Below are 19,477 nucleotides of genomic sequence, written 5' to 3'. Positions count from 1 at the left end.
TTGTCTGTGGGGATCTTATCTGGTGCCGCATAAGACCTGCGCTGGACGGCAGACCCGTGGACGTGATGGCGTCTCCGCTCCCAGGTCTAGTGATTCATCCACCGGTGTTTGGCAGAGGCTCGGCTGTCGCCTTGACTCTCGTCTGGTCGCTATGATTAGGTCCCGCCACCATGCCGATTCTCCATCACTTTCGGCTGCTCTTCTTCGGTCTTGTGCTTATTGGATTAGGTGCAACCAGCTGCCAAAAAGAAAGCGAGTCTATCGTTTCGATCGCGCTCCATCCGACGAACACGAACATTCTCTATGTCGCCACGAATGATGCCGTCTACAAGTCCCGCGACGGCGGCGGGACCTGGGAGCGATTCCCAAGTTTCAGCGCGCGCCGAGTGACCACGCTCGCGATCGATCCTCTCCTGCCGGCCACGATTTATGCCGGCACGATGGGGGACGCGGTCTACAAGAGTCCGGACGGCGGCCAACATTGGCTCCCACATAATGTCGGATTGAAGGAACATGTCTCGTTCGTGAATCAGTTTGTGTTCCATCCAGCCCTGAGCGAAAAGATCTATATTGCGACGACCGTCGGTGCCTTCCTCACAAAAGACGCCGGTCGTGAATGGGAAGAACGGATGAACGGGATGAAGGAAGTGCACATCGTGACGTCCATTGCCATCAATCCCAAGGATCCCACCATCCTGTACGGTGGCACGACAGGCGGGATGTATCGTACTGACGATGGGGCGATGTCGTGGAAGAAGGTCAACAATGGGCTGATTCCGGAGAGTGAGCTGATGGCATCCATGGCGCTGGGCGTCAATGCTATTGAAATTGATCGGACGAATCCCGATATCGTCTATGCGGGCACGACCAAAGGGCTCTTTCGCACCACGAACAGTGGAGAGCAGTGGGAGCGGATCGGACAATCCCTCACGGATCCCTTTATCAGCAGTATTCTGCTTCACCCTACGGAACCGTCACAGCTCTATGTCGGTGGTCCGAAAGGGGTGTGGAAAAGTTCGGATGGCGGGAAGACCTGGCGGGCCATGAACCAGGGCATTGCAACGCTCAACATTCGCGCCTTGGCTATGAATCCTAAAAATCCGCAGATGCTCTATGCCGGCACGAATGGCAGCGGTCTCTATCGTTCGACCGATGCAGGCACGACCTGGACCAGTGTGCCGCTCAAAGCAGTGCAGCCTTCAGTAGGTTCAGGTTGAGGTCGTTGTTATATCCTTTCTTCATACCGTATCATCGCGCGGAATGCCATGCCGGAAGCTGTACCGACTTCTTCTGATCACCTCCGAGCCCTCAAAAATGAATTCCGCCGTCACCTCGAAACATTTTATGCCGGATTGAAATTGGCTCCTCCGTATGAAAGCGTGGAGAAGGCCATTCGCGTATTAACGACCACGATCCATGCTCTGCCCAAGGAAGAACAGACCCGAATTATGTCCGACGCCGCCTTGCAGTGGCAGCAATTTCGGCTGGCCTTTGATGCATCGGGCCTCGCAAAAAAGCATCGCGGCATCATTGCCGGCCTGGCTCGTAACCGATCGGCCTTGAACTTGCCGGCGGAATACGATCACTTCTTGAGCTTGTTTCTTGCGTAACAGGATGTTGAAAAAGTCCTCCAGCTTCGTTCTCGCATCGCTCAGAGGCTCAACGTACGACCCAAAGTACGCCTCGCCCCTTCGCTCACTGCGGCCTTGCTGGCCGGCCTTTTTGAACATCCTGCTAAGAAAGAACACGGGTCAGGTTAGGATGATGTTGGGAGCGCAATGGCATCACGCAATTCGTCATAGACTTTCATGAGGCGGCTGTCCTCGAGCCGATACGCGAAGGCTACCGTGACGAGTCCGAAGGCCAGCACAAGAGCGGCGAGGGCGATGACGGTTACACCCGTGAGGGTTCCCCCAAGTGAAGCGAATCCTCCATTCATGGCATACTGCACCACGAATGTCAGGGACCCGATCAAGACGAGCGCAAACCAGAGGAGCGTCATGAGGGCCGACGACCAGGGCATACGCTTCACACAGAGTGCGTTGAGCGACTGGTCATGCGGCGTAAGCTGAATCAGCCCTTTCACCGGCCAGGCGGTTCGGAACCGCCCGGAGAACAATCGATACTGTGGGCGGATCGCGATCTGGGAGAGTTGTGGATAAAACCAGGCCACTCCATGCGGAAGCATCAGCACACCCTCGGGAGTGCACCGATCACTGAGGGAGGTGAGCGCGGTTCCAGGCCACTGATCCGGGTTGTTCGCGACAGGGCAACCGTACCGAATGGCGTCCGGGGTCAGCCGAATAAAATACAGCCAATCACCGACGACCAGTCCGATAAACAAAATTCCTGCGAAGAAGCCGGCCAGCATCATAACCAGCTATCACATAGGAACAAGGCATGAATCAAGGAGGGAAGACACGAAACCATCGTTCTGCCCGTTCGGCTTAGGCAGGTATTTCCCTCTCGACCCTCCAAGAATCTGTTGACTCAGGAAGTTGAGATTGGCTAGAGTACGCCGTCTACGTTCTGGGCGGGCCTTAGCACCACGTGATTTTCCCGCCTCAATTTTTTCCCCGCGTCGCCATAGCGGTCTGTTGCCTCTGAGAGTAAGCAAGCCAGATGCCGGATCGTGTGAGTTTGGAGGAGAGCATGGATCCCAACAAGATTGAGCGTGTGTACACCACCTACGCGGGGTTTTACGACAAGGTTTTTGGGAAGGTCTTTCACGAAGGGCGTGAATCGGTTATCCGGAATCTGAATGTGCAGCCTAACGAACGGATTCTTGAGGTGGGAGTGGGGACCGGCCTCGCCCTTCCGATGTACCCGCGGCATTGTCGGATTGTCGGGATCGATCTGTCCGAAGGGATGCTGGCAAAAGCTAAAGAAAAGGCCGAAGCCCACAGCCTTGATCATGTCCAGCTTCATCGCATGGACGCAGGAGCCATGGAGTTCAAGGATGACAGCTTCGATACGGTGGTGGCAGCCTATGTTGTGACGGCGGTTCCCGACTATCGAAAAGTCGTCAATGAGATGATTCGAGTCTGCCGCCCGGGCGGCCGGATCATCATGTTGAACCACTTCAGCAACGGCAACAAGGTCATTGCCGCCGTGGAAAAAGTCATTTCTCCGTTGACCAAACATCTCGGTTGGCGAACGGACTTGTCACTGAATACCGTTTTGGAGGGAACATCTCTGGAGATTGCCCGAAAACAGCGGGTAAACCCGTTACGGTTTTGGGCGTTGGTGGAATGTGTCAACGGAAAAGGCAGACAGACCAACGGAACCGTCGCGGCTCACGCCGTTGCGGGGTATGCGAACGGCAACGGTACAGCCGGTTTTGCGAATGGAAACGGCAACGGGCACTATTCCGCCGAGCACGCGCACTGATCAGCTTCCCCCTTTGTTTTTCTCCCTTCGGTCGTGTCGTGCATGGTGCTCTCGAATCAACCAACCTTCCCATTCACGGCCTGGGATGATCGTGGTGCCGACGAGGCAGTCACCCGCAAAATGTTGGGTGATCTGATCAGCCAGGACTTCGAGGATCCGGCTCATCTGCCGATCTTGAATCCCCAGTACCCGCAGCATCAAACCGAAACCCTGCCCCTCCAGTTGGCCATAGGCCATGATATGAACCACATTGTCTCCATTGACCGTGGAATCGCCTGCCGGGATCAGATCGCCCTCCCACTGCACCGCCGGATGAAGCCCGACGGCCCGCTTCGCTTCACGCCAAGCGCAGGGCAGACCGGCCTGATCCAACTCGTCTAATAGCCACTGAACCGTGGGACCTTCGGCAGTCCGACCCTGGAAGGTCCATCGAGCGAGTTCTGCCGCCTGCTGGACCGTCACGAATGGGGTGGCGATCTCTTCAAGATCGGCCTCATCGCAGACCACATAGAGCTCTCCCTGAGGATCAAACCAGAAGCGCAATTTCCCGGCATTGAGTTCAGTCTGTATGACGCCGAGCGATGAACAATCGGCACCGTCTTGTTCGAAGACCGAAAAATCCGTCACGCCGGTCATGGTGAGTTTGGCTACTCGAACCATCCCGCGAATCTCATACCGGATGGTGACCGAGACGGTGGTACCGGCCGGTACCTCACGTCCGGATCCTTCGTCGAACAGGCGGCGTTTGGATATCTGCACGTCGGTGACATAACCTGAGCGGAAACCGCCCGTATGGCCGATCAGCCATCGCAGATCTTCAACGTTCTTGATGGAGTGTTTCACGATGCGATTGTAGCGCAGGCCTGAATCCACTACCAGCCTTGCGAGAGCATCCACTACGATACCACGGCGGGAAGTCGCGGGGGCAACGTCGACGCGATCCTGAATGAATCGTACCGCACTGCGAGGCATTGCCACGAGCGAGATGTCCTTCTTTTGAACCTGTGATAAGCATGACGCTTCCTTTTCGGTAGATCGCGCCAAGAGCTGAAGCCGAGAAAACGAAGAAGGAATGGAGCTTAGCTAAGAAAGACTCTGGTCTGAATTTACTCTCGTAGTCGGAGACTGGCTGAATCCAATCGTTAAGCCGTCCATTCGGTCTGGAGAGAGGGTGATTCTCGTGCCACCCATTGGAACCAGCGATCGTTTTTCAATAAGCTTCTGAGCGGTCGATTCGAGGTCGGTACATGAAAACTCGATGCCGAGCAATCGGTTTCCCCCACCGGGATGAAATCGAAGCTGCGGTCCCATGCTGAAAGAATGGATCGAACTGGTATTCAAGTCCGGCCGATCCAGGAGTCTTCCCCAATAGGCAGTGGTGGTAGTCAACTCAATATCGACTGCTGCAATCCCGGCGATTCCATACGGTCCGCTCTGTCGCGTTCTCCGCCATTTGGCCTTCAATTCCGTGAACCGTTCCTGATGACGATCGATTTGGTTGTCGCACATGAAAACCACGGAGCTGCCCAAGAGTTTGGAAAACATCATGGAGCCGGCTGCTGTGCCGACCATCCAGGTACTAAGGGCCGCCAGAGCTCGACAGACTTGAGTATTCCCCCCCCAAGGCCGACCGAGCCAAAACGGTGTGTGCGGCTGGCCATCGAGGAGGTTGCGCAAAAAGGTGAGTGTGGACCTGGTTGCAACCGGCTCTTCGTAGTGCAATGTCACAGGGGGCGCGTGCGACACTTTTCGAGACACTAATCCGTTCACCATCTCCCATGTCGGCTGCGACTGGGCAAGGCCGAGCCCATAGAACCAGGTGCCGGGAAGTCCACATCCTGCAAACCGACCAATTTCAATATTCATGTTGCCCACGTGCAAGCCACCCGACAGGAGCAGGCCACAGTCGGTGATCGGCCACACGACCGGCAGGCCGAACTCGTAACGAAATCGTGCGAAGACGCGCTCCACGTCCTGTGTATGGATCAGGATACGATCGATCCCGAGAATCAACGACTGTGTCGTAGTAGGTGTTAACATATTGGGCGTCTACTTTAAGGGAGAGGGAATAGAAAAGGGAAGCCACGACAAGTTGCACAAGGGTTCTGAGGCCTGGTGTAGCCGGCGGATCCATTCGTCACTTTCAGAATGGCCCACCACTATCTCACTGGCATCTCTCGCACATTTATGAAAAGCGGTGTGATAGCTGGGATCACTTTGGGCCCGTGCACGAGGTGAGGCGATTGTCACACGATGGCGCAGTTGCTACTGTACCGTCCAGATCCGCCCATAGTTCGACGGGATCGTGAGCATCGTTTCCTGAAGTGGAACGATATTGTGCAGGTTCAAACTGTCGCCATGGAGCTCCTCCACGTAGTCGCCACCGACCGGAAACCAAAACGGCACCATCTGGTCGCTGTCGCTGGTGTTCACGGTCACGAGTGTGTATTGCGTGCCGAGAGATCGTGCGAAGCACAGGACACCTCGCGACAGGTATCGGTCCCAGTGATTAAAGAAGAAATACGAGCCACGGCGAAGCTGCGGCCGTTGCCGCCGGATCCGGAGGAGCTTCCGGACCAGCGTGACGAGTGAGCGTCCCGCCTCATCGTAGAAATAGTCCCAACGCAACGGTCTCAGCAATCCGACACGTCCGGATCCATAGTCCGGCAAAAAGTAATTCTCTCCGAACTCTTCCCCCTGCCACAGCATGGGAATACCTTTACTCATCAGCGTCGTAATCAGATAGGGCTGAAGTAGATACCAGCGGCGGCGGTCACCCTCCAGGAACAATGGGTTGCCGGCCTCATCCGGATTGACGAGGCCAAAGTTACACAGAAACCGTTCGTGATCGTGGTTTTCAATATACTGCAGCGCCGTCTTGGGAATGATATCGCCATTGCTGTTTTCTTCTTCTGTGTAGCCGAAGAGGCCGAGGGAGAGTCCGTAGTCGGACAACTTTCCGCGATCGCCACGGGCCACGGCTTTTGCGGCATCGTACGTGCGATTTTGCCAAGTACCGTTGGAATAGGTCGAGCGGAGGATCTCCTCCGGCCCTTCGAGCTGCTCGGCGCATTGAATCAACCGCATGGGAGCGCTGGATCCTGATGAAAAACGATCCCAATAGGGCTGATGGAGTGCAATCTTGTTCTTAGTGAGTTGATAGGTGTCGAAGACGAGGTTCGCATAGCCGACACCTAACGGGCCGTCCCAATAATTCGGCACACAATCGTAGCGAATGCCGTCGATGTGATAGACCTCCAGCCAATGGTGATTGACGCTGAAGAAATAATCCCGCGTGAATTGCCGGTTGAAGTCGGTGCTCTTGCCAAAGTTACTGAAATAGTCCTTAGCAAAGGGTCCCATAAAGGGATTCTCATGGTATCGGAGGCGGGTGTAGGCGTCGTAATAGGGAAAATCGACGCCGGTGTGTCCGTACACCATATCGACAATGACGGCGATGCCCTGTTGATGTGCCCTGTCGACGAACTGCTGAAAATCTGAGCGCTTCCCAAATCGTTCATCCACGCCGAAGTACCCGATCGGCAGATACCCCCAATCAACCGAGATCGCCACATTGGACAACGGCATTACCTGGATGGCGTTCACACCCAGATCGGCCAAATAAGCCAGAAGATTGTCGGCATGATCGAGACTTCCACCGAATTCGGCGATGTTGATCTCGTACAGGACCACATCTGCCAGCTCCGGCACACGCCACGTACTTTCCGAGGCACTCCAGTTATAGGGCTGATAACCGAGTGTGAAGGCGGACAACTTGCCCAGGCCGAACTCACGAGCACAGGGATCGATAATCCAATCCAAGAGGCCTACCTTCGGATTGTTGATCTGATATCGATAGAGGTACCGACCGCTCGTACCCCAAGCAGAGCCGGTCGTCGGAGGCGGCGTACCATCGATCGGCACTGTGACGGACCAGAAGTCGCCGTAGGGAGCCCGGACCGTGTGTGTCATAGGAAACTCGCTGGGCGGGACATGTTGCTGAAACTGATCTTCCTCGTGAATGATTTTAACGGTGACCGCGTTTCCGTCGGCTGCCGAGACCCACGGGAGCCAGAGTCCGAACGTGACAGTCCCATTGTGTTCGATTGCTCCGAGATCGCTGAGCGGAAGCAGCATCGATGGCATAAAGCACCTACCTTCTGGCGATAGCCATTGGGAATGATTTCACCGAGAACGAGCGACGATCAACCCGTACGGTTCTTGAGTGAAGCTCCCCGCAGCTTGCTGCGGGAAGCTTCATTGTTGTGGATCTCAGTCCGCAGACCCGCCTTCTCCCCGAAATATGGTCTGATTTGGCGAGTACCCTTTGTATTCGATTGCCGTCCCTGCTCCCGTTCCGACTGCCCTTACAGCGTTTTGATGCGAATATGGCGCCATGCCACCGTACTACCCGAATAAGGCTGAATACCGATGCAGCCAGGTGAACGGCCGCGATCAGAGTCTGCATTGTGAAAGCTGGTGGTCTGAATGCGTTGACCACTTTGCAGGTTCGTTAAAAACACGGTGTAGTCGTCGCCCTGCACCGTGATCTCGTACTCGAACCATACTCCAGGCACCAGCGCTGGGCCGGGGGTATAGGTCTGCACTGCGGGTTCGTTGAAGTTCAGGTGCCAGACGCGATCTCCTGCCTGAATCTTGTAGATCGCGCCGGTGCGATTCTTGAACTTGCCGTCCGGTTCGGGCCGGATGCCGTAGAAATCTTTACTCGAATCACCGCGCGCGTTGTCGTCGATCTGGACTTCGAAGCCAGCAATCACGGGCTTCCAAGCTGGGTTGCCTGGATCGAAAAACAATTCGTTCCCCGTGCGCGACTTGAGCGCATCACTAAGGTCGAGCGTCGGGCGTGGAAAGCGCAAGAAGATGCCGCTGTTGTGATTTGCCTGATCGAAAATTCGAAATTGCGCACGCAGCGTGAAATCGCCAAATAGTTCAGTGGCGTAGAAAAACAGTCTCAATGCCCCCTCGCCGTAGCTCACCATCTCGCCGTTCACGTGCAGCATGCCGCCGCCTGCCGGCCCGGCCAGGCGCCAGTTCTTGAACGTCGCAGCCGTGCCATCGAAGAGCGGACGAAAACCGGCCTCGGACTGCGGACTAGTGACAGGGTCGGGTCCCACGAGCACACTACTGTTGAGTAAGTCTCCGGTGCGGCGGGCGAGGGCCACCCCTGTGAGCATCGGGTTCGGCGAGCCGACGGTCGGAAAGAGCGCGGGACCCGCAATGTAGCAGTTCGTTGTGTCGTGAATGCGGCCGAAGTCGTTGGTCACAGCATCAGCCACAGTATCACCCATGCGCAGGGTACCGGCATCGTGGTGAGTCGTGCCGAGATCATCGCGACGGTTTTTGAATGCGGCAAGTTTGGCGAGGCGCTGTGCGCGTGTCCCTAGGGGAACAGGGATGGTCAGGTTCGCTCCTGCGAGGATGTCGAATGGTTCGTTACCAGCGAAGATGAGCGCAATCTTGTCGGAAACGGCGTCCATCTCATCCCACGTCGTCCGGTCGTTTTGGGTCTGAGCGCTGCCGGGAAAGTCCTGCGGCGCGGCCTTGGCGTTGCCGAGGTGAACGACTGCTTTCGGGCGCTCGAAATCAAGTTCCAACGTCGACAGATCGATGAAGCTGTCTGGATTGCGCGCCGTCATGTCGCCGATGCCGCGGATGGTGATGACCACAGTGTCGTCGGTTGCACGCAGCATGTCTTGCAGGTGTTCGAGGGTCGGGATCTTCTTGAACAGCTCGGCTTCCGAATCGGTGCCAAGTTTCTGCAAGCCGCTGGCGGTGATCTGAAAATGAAAAGTTCGGCCGTTGGATGCCTTGCCTTTCACAAGCAGTGCAGAGGTCTGCAGGCTCGGAATCACGGTCGGCGGAAGATTGGCAGCGATGGCCGCTCGCGGCACACGGATCGTGAGATTCGAACGAAGATGCGCAATGAGATTCGAACCCATGCGCTGGGCAGCGCGTCCGGCGAGCGATTGCCGGAAAGTGGTAATGGCCACGCGTGTGGTTTCCACTGTCCCCAGCGCGATTACCACGGCGCTCTGCCCGTTGTTGCGGGAGGGCGCAAGCGGGATGTCTATCGATGCGCCGTTTTGCCAGACGCGCACGCCCGTAACGAGCACCCAGTTATCCGCTTGGGTTTCTGTGATGAGTTCCTGGACGTGGCAGTTGGGCACAATCATCAGCCGCTTGCGGGCGTCGGCTACCGGACCGATTCCATCGGCTTGAGCGGCAGCGAGTCGCTCAGCACGGATCAGGCCTGGCACGGCGCTGAACTTGTTGGTCGGAAAAAAGCCGGGCAGGGTTGTGGACTGAACGGCAAGCGGCGCCTCGAGTTTGAACAATTCGAGCAGTTGAGCTTGGGGTGTTGTGTCAGTCGAAGGCAGCCCAAGCCAGTTGCGTAACAGTACAGCACTAATTGGTGGTTCCCCAGGATCGGGATAACGTACCGCAGGGTGATCGAGGAGGTCGGCAAAGGTGAACCCGGTCTCGTTGCCCGCCGTTTTGAGTCCAGCATGAAGCTGTTTTCGCAATGCGGTATGGAGAGGTCCGTAGATGAAGTCGTTGGTCTCTTTCACACCGATCTGCCGACTCGCCTTGGCGAAGTAACCTTCATCGGGCGATGGAGGGCGCAACGCATTACGCGTGGACAGCGGCCACGCGGCCATTTCTTCGTCAAGCAATTCGGGCGACCAGCCACCCCAGGTGAGCGAGCGTCCACCGATCGCGAAGATTAGGCCGGGGTAACTGAGTGCTGGATGGTTCACCCACGGAGCGCGCAGATCCGGGGCTCCGCCGAGAAACGGCATGTTCTGCACATGTTCGGGCAGCACGAAGGGCCCAGCCTCCAACACGAGAATGCGACGGCTGTGCGTCGCATCGGTGACGAAAAGATGTTCAGCGATAACGGCACCGAACGTCCCGCCGCCGATGACGATCACGTCGAAGTCGCGCCGCCGTCCTCCTACCGTCTGAGCAGTGCTATCACGTGCTTCCTGCAGCGTGTTACAGAGGAACCGTCCCATGTTGTCCAGCGTGAACGACGTAGGCTCTGAGGGTAGTAAGGGTGCCATGGCGTATCTCCTATGGTCGTAAGGCAACGCTGGTTCGGTGACTCGCAGGCTCGTGTCTTAGACAGCGCAAGAACACTGCCAAAATGGACTGAGCGCCGATTTGTTAGGCATAAGCGAAATCGTGACTAACGGGCCGCAGTATACCAAAGTATACCAACTCGGCATGTATCACTTTAGATCCATGAGGGTATCCGTTCTGATACACCCCTCGCTGAGGAGGAGAGATGTCTCTGCGGCTCTAAGCGACTGGAGGTCTGCGAATGGATTGAGTAAGGGGGCCGATATGGTGAGCGTCTCATCAGTCCTGCGGAGAGATTCTTATCTTGCTGCCTCGGTAAAGAAAGTGTAAGTATCGACCCAGCGAGAGTCCATGTCGTGACTTTCGCTCACCTCTTTCAAGTCGGACGAATATGCCCAAAGCCGTCTGTCTTCAACACGTTCCCTTCGAAGGTCCAGGGGTTTTTGTAAAGGCCCTCGCCAAGCGGGGTGTGGGTCTCCAGTATTCGCTTGTCCCGAAGGACGGCCTACCTAATGACGCTGGGGATTTGTTGATCGTGATGGGCGGACCAATGTCAGTGAACGATTCTGATAGGTGGATTGCCGAGGAAACCGCCTTCATCAGATCTGCATTGCTCGCCGGTACGCCGGTGATCGGAGTGTGTTTGGGGAGTCAGTTCATGGCGAAGGCCCTTGGGGCCACGGTACGATCAGGCAAGGCATTGGAAATTGGCATGACTCCTGTTCGCCTTACTGATGTGGGGAAACAGGACCCTGTGTTTGGGGCTGGACCTGAGTCCTTCACTGTCTTTGAATGGCACGGTGAAATCTTCGATTTGCCGAAGGACTGTGTGCCCTTGGCCGGTTCCGACATTGTGCCGCTGCAGGCATTTCGTTATGGAGATCGTGCGTACGGTCTGCTCTTCCACTTGGAGATGGAGGAAGGCGGAATCGATTCACTCTGTCGCGAATGTGCACCGGACTTGGTGAAAGCTCGTCTTACGGCACAGCAGGTCAAACTAGGAGCTCTGCCACAGCTCCCGCAGCTCCATCAAACGGCTGATCGGTTGATCGGCCATCTTCTTCCTTCTGCACGTGTAATCCCAAAATGATAATGTCCGGTTTCACCAAAGTAGAAATGTCCTCTTCGTTGATAGACTGCCCGTTCTTCAAAGGAGGACGGGATGGTGGGTGTGCTAGGCTCGAAAAAGTGGACGCCTTCAACCTATGATCTGAGGTCTGGAGGTGTGAGATGGAACGAGTTCCGCGACAGCAGTATACGAAGGAGTTCCGTGAGCAAGCGGTGCAGCTGGTCCTGGAACAGAAGTTGACGATTCCAGAGGTAGCAAGACGCCTGGCCATGTCGGGCAAGACGCTCGAGAACTGGGTGTGTCGAGCCCGGCGCGGTCAGCTCGCGACGCTGGGGGAGAGCCGACGGCCCGTGACAGAGCTGGAGGCCGAGGTCTCTCGGCTGAAGCGCGACCTGGCCGAGGCGCGGATGGAGCGCGACATCTTAAAAAAAGCCACCGCGTACTTTGCCAAGGCGCAGCTGCCCGGTACGCGCTCATGAGGACGCTGCGGCCCCAGTATCCCCTGAGTGTGTTGTGTCGGGTGCTGGAGGTGTCCCGAAGTGGGTACTATGCCTGGCGCACGCGCCGTCCCTCGAAGCGCGCTCAGGAGAACGCGCGCCTAGAAGTGGCGATCCAGGCCGCGCATGTGCGCACCCGGCAGACCTATGGGCCGGAACGTCTCCAAGCGGAATTGCGTGAGGATGGGTTCCCCGCTGGGGTCGGACGCATCAAACGGCTACGCAAGAAACTGAGACTACGTTGCAAACAGGTGCGCTGGTTCACGACCACGACGGATTCAAAGCACTCGCTGCCGGTGGCGGAGAATGTCTTGGCCCAAACGTTTGTCGCCACGCGCCCGAACGAGACCTGGGTCACCGACATCACGTATATCCCCACCGCAGAAGGGTGGTTGTATCTGGCGGGGATCAAAGATCTGTATACATGTGAGGTGGTTGGGCATGCGATGGGGGCGCGGATGACGACGGACTTGGTGCAGGGGGCGCTCAGGAACGCTCTCGACACCAAGCGCCCGGCCCCGGGGCTCATTCATCATTCTGATCGCGGCTCTCAATATTGTGCCCAGGACTATCAAGCGCAATTGCGGCAGTTCGGCCTGACCCCGTCTATGAGTCGGAAGGGCAACTGCTATGATAACGCGCCGATGGAGAGTTTCTGGGGAACGCTCAAGAATGAGCTGGTGCACCACCGGCGGTATGAAACACGGGAGCAGGCTCGGCGAGAGATCACGGAGTACATCGAGCTCTTCTATAACCGTCAGCGTCGGCATTCCAGGCTGGGAAATTGCTCGCCCGCGGTGTTTGCCCAGCAGTGGGCTCGTCAACAGCTGGCGGCGTGAGGCGGCAATTCATGGCGTCCACTATTGACAACCCAGGTCAGGGAGAGGACAGGGTGATGATGAGTGCCAAGGAGTTGCGGCGGATCCATGTGATTCGCCAGGTGCGGGACAAGCGGATCACACAACAGGAGGCGGGCACCATGTTGCGGCTGACGGAGCGTCAGATCCGGCGCCTTCTTGGGCGGGTAAAGGAGGAGGGCGACCAGGGACGTGTCCATCGGGGACGGGGGAAGCCGTCGAATCGGCGCATCGCGGAGCCGGTCAAGGCGAAGATGCTGCGGCTGTATGAGACACGCTATGGAGACTTTGGGCCGACGTTGGCGGCGGAGAAGTTGACGGAGCGGCACCGACTCGAGGTCAGCGACGAGACTCTGCGGCGCTGGTTGCGGGAGCGGGGGATTGATCATTTCGCACGCCGGAAGCGACCGCATCGCGCGTGGCGTGCGCGCAAGGCGCATGTCGGGGAACTGGTGCAACTGGATGGGTCCCATCATGATTGGTTGGAGGGGCGCGGCCCGTGGGGTGTCCTGATGGCCTACATCGACGATGCGAGCAGTCGCGTCTTTGCTCGGTTCTATGAGTACGAGGGCACGATCCCGGCGATGGACAGCTTCCAGCGCTACATTCGGCACCAGGGGATTCCGCTGGCCATCTATGCGGACAAGCATACGACCTACCAGTCGCCAGCTGAGCCCACGGTGGCGGAGCAGCTGGCCGGGGAGGCACCCCAGAGTCAGTTCGGACGGGCACTGGATGAGCTGGGGGTTGAGCTGATCGCGGCGCACTCCCCACAGGCCAAGGGGCGGGTGGAGCGGCTGTTTAAGACGTTCCAGGATCGACTGGTCAAGGAGTTGCGCCTCGCACGGATTGGGACCTTCGAGGCGGCGAACCGATTCCTGGAGGGCTATCTGCCGGTCTACAACCGCCGGTTCGCGGTGCGGCCGGCGCACGCAGTCAATCTGCATCGGCCGAAGCCGACGGCCCAGGTGCTGGAGCGAAGCCTGTGTATCAAGACATCCCGGTGTCTGCGGAAGGACTTCACCATTGCTCATGAAGGGCGGCTCTATCAGGTTCACGACAATCTCCGCGCCACTCGTGTGGTGGTCGAAGAACATGTGGATGGGACGATGCGGCTCACGCACCACGGACGGGCGCTCGCCTTTCACGCGATCGCGGCGCGACCTGTGTCGGCGGCAGCGGTCACGGCGGTGTCCCGATCGCAGCGCCCGATCAAACCGCCGGCGGATCATCCATGGCGCAAGCGATGGCGGCAGGAACGAGGACACCACCCGGCGGCGGCCGGAACATAAACCGGACATTTCTACTTTGGGAGAAAGCGGACATTTCTATTTGGGCTTGACACTTCTTCCTTCTGCACGTTGATTGCCGACTCTGTGCTGAAGTACCCTATCGCTTCCAGTGTGAAAGCGGAAAAGTTGGAAAGTCTCTCTCTGCGCTTTCTAACCTTGTCACTTTCCAACATGTGAACTTATCTCGAAAGGAGACAAAGGAATGTCCGGTTTCCCGATCGAAGTTGCCACACGCATTAAGACACTGCCTCCCTATTTGTTTGCTGCGATCGACAAAATGAAGCAAGAGGCCATCGCACGTGGGGTCGATATCATCAATCTCGGCATCGGCGATCCCGATCTGCCGACGCCGATGCCGATCATCGAGAGTTTGGCGAACGCGGCCAAGGACCCGAAGCATCACCAATATCCCTCCTATGAAGGCATGTTGTCTTTCAGGAAGGCCGTGGCTGGTTGGTACAAACGCCGATTCAACGTGACGCTTGATCCAGCGAACGAAGTCCTCACGCTGATCGGTTCGAAGGAGGGGATTGGGCATATTCATCTTGCCTTTGTCGATCCTGGGGATGTCGTCCTAGTTCCGAGCCCCGGCTACCCGGTATATCCCGTCGGCACCGGTTTTTCCGGCGGTACGTCTCATATTATGCCGCTGACGAAAGCCAACGGTTTCTTGCCTGACCTCAGCGCGATCCCGAAAGAGGTGGCCAAGAAGGCCAAGCTGATGTGGCTCAATTCTCCAAACAATCCCACCTCTGTGATCATGACGAAGGACTATTTCAAACGCGTGGTGGAATTTGCGCAGCAGAATCAGGTGATCGTGTGTCACGATGCCGCCTATTCAGAGGTGTATTATGACGGGCGCCGCCCGGCGAGTTTCATGGAAGTCGACGGCGCAAAGGACGTCGGGGTTGAGTTCCATTCGCTTTCCAAGACCTACAACATGACCGGCTGGCGCATCGGCTTCGCAGTCGGCCACAAGGATGTCTTGGCCGGCCTCGGCAAGGTGAAAAGCAACCTGGATTCCGGTTGTTTTGAGGCGGTTCAGGAGGCCGGTATTACGGCTCTGGGCCTGGACGACTCGGTGACAGACAGCTTGAGAAAGACTTACCAGGATCGTCGAGACACCCTTATTCCCGGTCTCAAGAATCTCGGCTTAGAAGTCGATCCTCCTCCAGCCGCGTTCTACGTGTGGGTGACGGTACCGAAGGGCTATACCTCAACCTCCTTCACTGCTCATCTCTTAGAAAAGGCCGGTATCGTGACGACTCCCGGGAATGGATTCGGCGCGCCGGGAGAGGGCTACATCCGTATGACCCTGTGCACGTCCAAGGAGCGGTTGGCGGAAGCGGTTGAGCGGATCAAAATGACGGGATTTTAAACAGTAAGGGGTGAAGGGTAAGGGGTTAGGCAGAAATAGAAGGAGCTTTCCCCTCACTCCTTACCCCTCACGCCTAACTGGCTATGGAGACCACCTTCATTGGATTCGGGTCGAATGTCGGCGATCGAATCGATTTTTGCGATCGGGCAGTAACGTTGCTGAGTCTCATGCCGCATTCCAGGCTGAAAGGCGTCTCGTTATTGTATGAAACAGAACCAGTCCGTGACCGGACCGATCCGGGGGAGGGATGGTTCCTTAATGGAGTAATGCAGCTTGAAACGGACATCACGCCACGCAGTCTCTTATCGACTCTCCAGGAAATCGAACGCTCTCTTGGGCGGGATGATGACGACCGCTCCGGTCCTCGCACGATCGACCTGGACATCCTCTTTTATGGCGAGCATGTGATCAAAGAACCAGGGTTGACCATTCCGCATCCTCGTCTTCACCAGCGACGATTTGTCCTCCTGCCGATGAATGAGCTCGATCCGCTGTGGGTGCATCCGACACTCAAACAGTCTGTCGCGCAGTTGTTGACGGAAGTCCAGGACCAGTCTCAAGTACGTCTCCTCTTCCCCCAGCCTTCAACGAGATACGGTTCACGTCCGGCCTGCAGTTCTCAACCTGGCTCATGAAGATCGTTCGCTCCCCCCTAGCCATGGCAGCTTGGAGCGAGGGACTTGCTCGCGAAGGCGTGAAGATTGGGTTGGTTCCGACAATGGGGGCGCTCCATGAGGGCCATCGGGCGCTGATACGGGCGGCGCGGTTGCGATGCGACGCGCTCGTCGTCAGTATCTTTGTGAACCCCACGCAGTTCGGGCCTCAGGAAGATCTGGCCAAGTACCCACGCCCTATCTCTCAGGATCGAGCGCTATGCCGAAAAGAAGGCGTAGATATCTGTTTTGAGCCGACCGTAGAGGCGATGTATCCGAAAGGATTTCAAACCATGGTGACACTTCCGACGATTGCACACCGGTGGGAAGGAGAGGTGCGTCCTCATCATTTTTCCGGCGTTGCGACCGTCGTGACCAAGCTTTTCGGAATCGTCCGTCCTAAAATTGCGATCTTTGGGCAGAAAGATTTTCAACAATCGGCACTCGTCCGACAGCTGGTGAAGGATCTGAATCTCGGTGTGGAGATTGTTGTCCATCCTACCGTGCGTGAAGCGGACGGACTGGCGATGAGTTCACGCAATATCTACCTGTCACCTGATGACCGAATTCGTGCCGTCACGTTGTACAAGGGCCTGCAAGCAGGAGCCGAGGCGATCCGAAGCGGTATCACCGACGCCGAAGCAGTCCATTCAGCGATGGTTCAGATCGTCAAGAAAGAACCGGCTCTCACGATCGACTATCTGGCAGTCTGCGATCCGTATACCTTGGAACCGCTTTCCGCTGTGCGGTCGCGAGTTGTGCTGCTTGGCGCGGTGCGGATAGGATCTGTTCGGCTCATCGATAATCTTCTGACTACCCCGCCACGGCGGTCCTCCTAATGCGGTGAGGTGCCATCAAGAGAGGAGATTCGAGTGGAGGCTTTGTCCTACCAGCAAGCTGAGGATCACCTGACTGAGGCGGTTCTTGTCATCCGCCACCATTTCGAGGAACCGGATGCCCATCGATTCCGGCCGTGAAGAACAGACCATGGCTGTCCCAATCTTAATCGGTTCTTCGTCTGAAGCCGGTTTGATGACTAGTCCGATACAGGTCCCTTGAGGCAAGGTCTTCGTCGTCTCGAGCGTGCAACCCCCCATGGAGATATCCGTCACACGGTGGTCATTTCGTACGGCACTCTCTGCGAGAACGTTGGCCCGGAACGACACCGGCAACCGTTTGTATTGCCGGCGATCCGCGGCTGAAGTCCGGCCTGGGAGCTGATTCCGATAGGCACGGAAGCGTGTGGTGCAGAGTTGGCACCGGAATGAAAATATCCTGAAGCGATTCAAGAGTCGCTCCATGGTTCCCTCGCCATAGACGACTCGGACGAAGAGTGTTCCGCAACTTGGGCAGTATGGGTCTCTCATGAACTCCGAGGCATACCGACGGCGGCATCATCCACAGGTAGCCGCTCCGCAAACAGTTGCTCCCGCTGTACCTCTATAATCGATTCGATATCAGCCGGCGAGTACGTCGGCGGCTTCACCCATTTCCCATCGGCCCGCTTGTAGCCACCAACTTTGCTCAGATTCGACCGATGCACTTCCTGGAACACCGGTTCCATATCGATCCCGTAGGACACCGCAGTTCCATAGGTCACATACAGGAGGTCCGCCATTTCTTTAGCCACCGCGGCGAGATTTCCTGCGGCCATCGCTTCCTTCAACTCATCGAACTCTTCCTGAATCAGGCGGACACGAAGGTGTTTCGTTTCCTCATTCAAATCCGTCGGCGCAGTCTGTACCAAAATCTCGAACTTGCTATGAAATGCTTCGACCATGGCTTGTTCGTCTGTCATGCCTGCTCCTTCATTCGATCTCAAACGGCAAGGTCTTGCGTGGAACAACTTCCGTCGGCCCCAACACCGGGATGTTGCGATCGGATGATACCCCCAATTCTTTGAAGCGCCGTGCTGCTGGGAGAATGCGTGTCTCAAGAGAACCGACGGCGCGGTTGTAAGCAGACACGCTTTTGCCGAGGGCCTGTCCCACCTCGTTCATATGTTCCGCCAGCACAGCCATGCGTTCGTACAGTTCTTTGCCCAACCGACCTGCTTCCTCCGCATGGGCGGTCATGCGTTCTTGGCGCCAGCCGTAAGCGACCGCTCGGAGCAACGCAATGAGCGTCGCCGGGGTCGCCAACACGATCCCGTTTGCAAACCCCTCTTCAATCAGACGGGGATTCTGATCCAGCGCTGCTCCGAGGAATTGCTCCCCTGGGAGAAACAACACGACAAACTCCGGCGCACGGTCGAACTGAGTCCAGTACGCTTTCAGAGACAGTTCGTCCATGCGACATTTGACCTGAGCAGCATGGCGACGCAACGCTTCCGCTTGTTGGGTCTCGTTTTGGGCTTCATGGGCATCGAGGTAGGCCGAGAGCGCGGTCTTCGCGTCCACGATAATTTGGCGCTCTCCGGGCAACTGGACGACCATATCTGGGCGGAAACGTCCATCGTCGCCGGTCACAGAGGGCTGTTCGACGAAATCGCAATGGTCCACCATACCCGCGAGTTCAGCCACTCGCTTCAACGTCAATTCGCCCCATTGGCCCCGTACGGTCGGAGCCCGCAAGGCTTTGACCAGATTCCCCGTCTCCTGCTGCAGTCGGTGTTGCGATTCCGCTAACGATCGTAGATGCTGATCCAATCCACCATAGGCCGACTGGCGAGATTGTTCGAGCAAACCTACTTGCTCAGCATAGCGTTGCAGCGATTCCTGGAGCGGGCGTACCAAGGCATCGATCGCCTGCTGCCGCTGCACCAAGTCACGGTCCGCTTTGACATGCAGGGTTTCGAACGACACGGAGGCGAGCTTCAAGAACGCTTCGTTATTTTGCTTCAATGCCTCGCCCGAGAGGGCTTGGAACGATCCGATAAATTCTTCACGTGTATGGTCGAGTAGGTTTTTCTGCTCCGTGAGTTGCCGTGCAGTGTCTTCCATGCGGGTTACCGCAGTGATGCGGGCTTGTTGAACCACAGACAATTCTTGACGAAGAGACACGAGGGCATCTCGTTCTCGTTCGAGTTGCTTCCGCAGTTCGTCCACCGTTGCCTCGGCTCGTTGAGCCTGAGTCCGCAAGCGACTTGTGATCCAGAGTCCGACCAGCAGGCCGCCCAGGATTAGTCCTCCCCCGAAGCTCATAACAAGAATAATTGTGTCAGGCATGCTCGACCCATCTCACAAGTATCGAAGCACAAACTCCTATATATAGCGTTAAAGCGCGATAATTTTCTGG

17 protein-coding genes are annotated in these 19,477 nt (G+C 56.9%); 9 read left to right on the top strand and 8 right to left on the bottom strand.

The features are described 5' to 3' along the window. Nucleotides 1-170: 170 nt before the first annotated feature. Both P0120_20265 and P0120_20260 read left to right on the top strand, forming a co-directional pair. Complete coding sequence (locus P0120_20265) at nt 171-1,217, top strand: hypothetical protein (GenBank protein ID MDF0676644.1); 1,047 nt, start codon at nt 171-173, stop codon at nt 1,215-1,217. A 48-nt stretch (nt 1,218-1,265) separates the two neighbouring features. Further along, nucleotides 1,266-1,610 (top strand): hypothetical protein, encoded by a 345-nt coding sequence (locus P0120_20260; protein MDF0676643.1) that lies wholly within the window; start codon nt 1,266-1,268, stop codon nt 1,608-1,610. Between the two features lie 146 nt (nt 1,611-1,756). On the opposite strand, the gene P0120_20255 is transcribed toward P0120_20260, so the two are convergent. After that, nucleotides 1,757-2,374: a hypothetical protein gene (locus tag P0120_20255; GenBank protein MDF0676642.1), complete on the bottom strand. Its 618-nt coding sequence runs from the start codon at nt 2,372-2,374 to the stop codon at nt 1,757-1,759. A gap of 278 nt (nt 2,375-2,652) precedes the next feature. Here P0120_20255 and P0120_20250 point away from each other — a divergent pair, with 278 nt between their 5' ends. After that, nucleotides 2,653-3,390, top strand: coding sequence for a methyltransferase domain-containing protein (locus P0120_20250; protein ID MDF0676641.1), 738 nt, complete (start codon nt 2,653-2,655; stop codon nt 3,388-3,390). Here P0120_20250 and P0120_20245 read toward each other — a convergent pair whose 3' ends face one another. The 4 genes from P0120_20245 to P0120_20230 form a co-directional block, all read right to left on the bottom strand. Further along, entirely contained in the window at nt 3,391-4,368 is a 978-nt protein-coding gene (locus tag P0120_20245; GenBank protein MDF0676640.1) for a hypothetical protein, read from the bottom strand. 105 nt (nt 4,369-4,473) lie between these two features. Continuing rightward, nucleotides 4,474-5,430, bottom strand: a complete 957-nt coding sequence (locus tag P0120_20240; GenBank protein MDF0676639.1) for a hypothetical protein — start codon at nt 5,428-5,430, stop codon at nt 4,474-4,476. A 225-nt stretch (nt 5,431-5,655) separates the two neighbouring features. Beyond that, complete coding sequence (locus P0120_20235) at nt 5,656-7,536, bottom strand: alpha-amylase family glycosyl hydrolase (GenBank protein MDF0676638.1); 1,881 nt, start codon at nt 7,534-7,536, stop codon at nt 5,656-5,658. A gap of 221 nt (nt 7,537-7,757) precedes the next feature. Next, entirely contained in the window at nt 7,758-10,475 is a 2,718-nt protein-coding gene (locus tag P0120_20230) for a DUF1080 domain-containing protein (protein ID MDF0676637.1), read from the bottom strand. A gap of 410 nt (nt 10,476-10,885) precedes the next feature. On the opposite strand from P0120_20230, the gene P0120_20225 reads away from it, so the two are divergent. The 6 genes from P0120_20225 (at nt 10,886) to panC (ending at nt 17,079) form a co-directional block, all read left to right on the top strand. Further along, entirely contained in the window at nt 10,886-11,584 is a 699-nt protein-coding gene (locus P0120_20225) for a type 1 glutamine amidotransferase (protein ID MDF0676636.1), read from the top strand. Between the two features lie 140 nt (nt 11,585-11,724). Next, nucleotides 11,725-12,899, top strand: a protein-coding gene (locus tag P0120_20220) for an IS3 family transposase (GenBank protein MDF0676635.1) whose coding sequence is annotated in 2 segments (ribosomal slippage) — nt 11,725-12,001 and nt 12,001-12,899 — 1,176 coding nt in all. Because the reading frame shifts where the segments join, the coding sequence is not laid out codon by codon here. 11 nt (nt 12,900-12,910) lie between these two features. Next, nucleotides 12,911-14,209, top strand: coding sequence for an ISNCY family transposase (locus P0120_20215; protein ID MDF0676634.1), 1,299 nt, complete (start codon nt 12,911-12,913; stop codon nt 14,207-14,209). A 202-nt stretch (nt 14,210-14,411) separates the two neighbouring features. After that, the gene (locus P0120_20210) at nt 14,412-15,587 is read left to right on the top strand and encodes an LL-diaminopimelate aminotransferase (GenBank protein ID MDF0676633.1); all 1,176 of its coding nucleotides are present in this window, start codon (nt 14,412-14,414) and stop codon (nt 15,585-15,587) included. Between the two features lie 83 nt (nt 15,588-15,670). Then, nucleotides 15,671-16,222, top strand: a complete 552-nt coding sequence (gene folK / locus P0120_20205; GenBank protein MDF0676632.1) for a 2-amino-4-hydroxy-6-hydroxymethyldihydropteridine diphosphokinase — start codon at nt 15,671-15,673, stop codon at nt 16,220-16,222. Continuing rightward, nucleotides 16,219-17,079: a pantoate--beta-alanine ligase gene (panC, locus tag P0120_20200; protein MDF0676631.1), complete on the top strand. Its 861-nt coding sequence runs from the start codon at nt 16,219-16,221 to the stop codon at nt 17,077-17,079. The genes folK and panC overlap by 4 nt, the downstream gene beginning before the upstream one ends. Before the next feature lie 15 nt (nt 17,080-17,094). On the opposite strand, the gene P0120_20195 is transcribed toward panC, so the two are convergent. The 3 genes from P0120_20195 to P0120_20185 are packed head-to-tail and all read right to left on the bottom strand — an operon-like array spanning nt 17,095 to nt 19,407. Then, complete coding sequence (locus P0120_20195) at nt 17,095-17,607, bottom strand: PilZ domain-containing protein (protein ID MDF0676630.1); 513 nt, start codon at nt 17,605-17,607, stop codon at nt 17,095-17,097. Then, on the bottom strand, nt 17,604-18,038 hold the full coding sequence (locus P0120_20190; GenBank protein ID MDF0676629.1) for a MazG nucleotide pyrophosphohydrolase domain-containing protein: 435 nt from the start codon (nt 18,036-18,038) through the stop codon (nt 17,604-17,606). Before P0120_20190 ends, P0120_20195 begins: the two co-directional genes overlap by 4 nt. 10 nt (nt 18,039-18,048) lie before the next feature. Next, nucleotides 18,049-19,407, bottom strand: a complete 1,359-nt coding sequence (locus P0120_20185; protein MDF0676628.1) for a DNA recombination protein RmuC — start codon at nt 19,405-19,407, stop codon at nt 18,049-18,051. Between the last annotated feature and the right edge of the window lie 70 nt (nt 19,408-19,477).

Source organism: Nitrospira sp. (genome assembly GCA_029194675.1).
In the GTDB taxonomy this organism is placed as follows: Bacteria; Nitrospirota; Nitrospiria; order Nitrospirales; family Nitrospiraceae; genus Nitrospira_D.
Note: the sequence above shows the minus strand (reverse complement) of the source record. Positions and strands in the feature narration are given on the sequence as shown.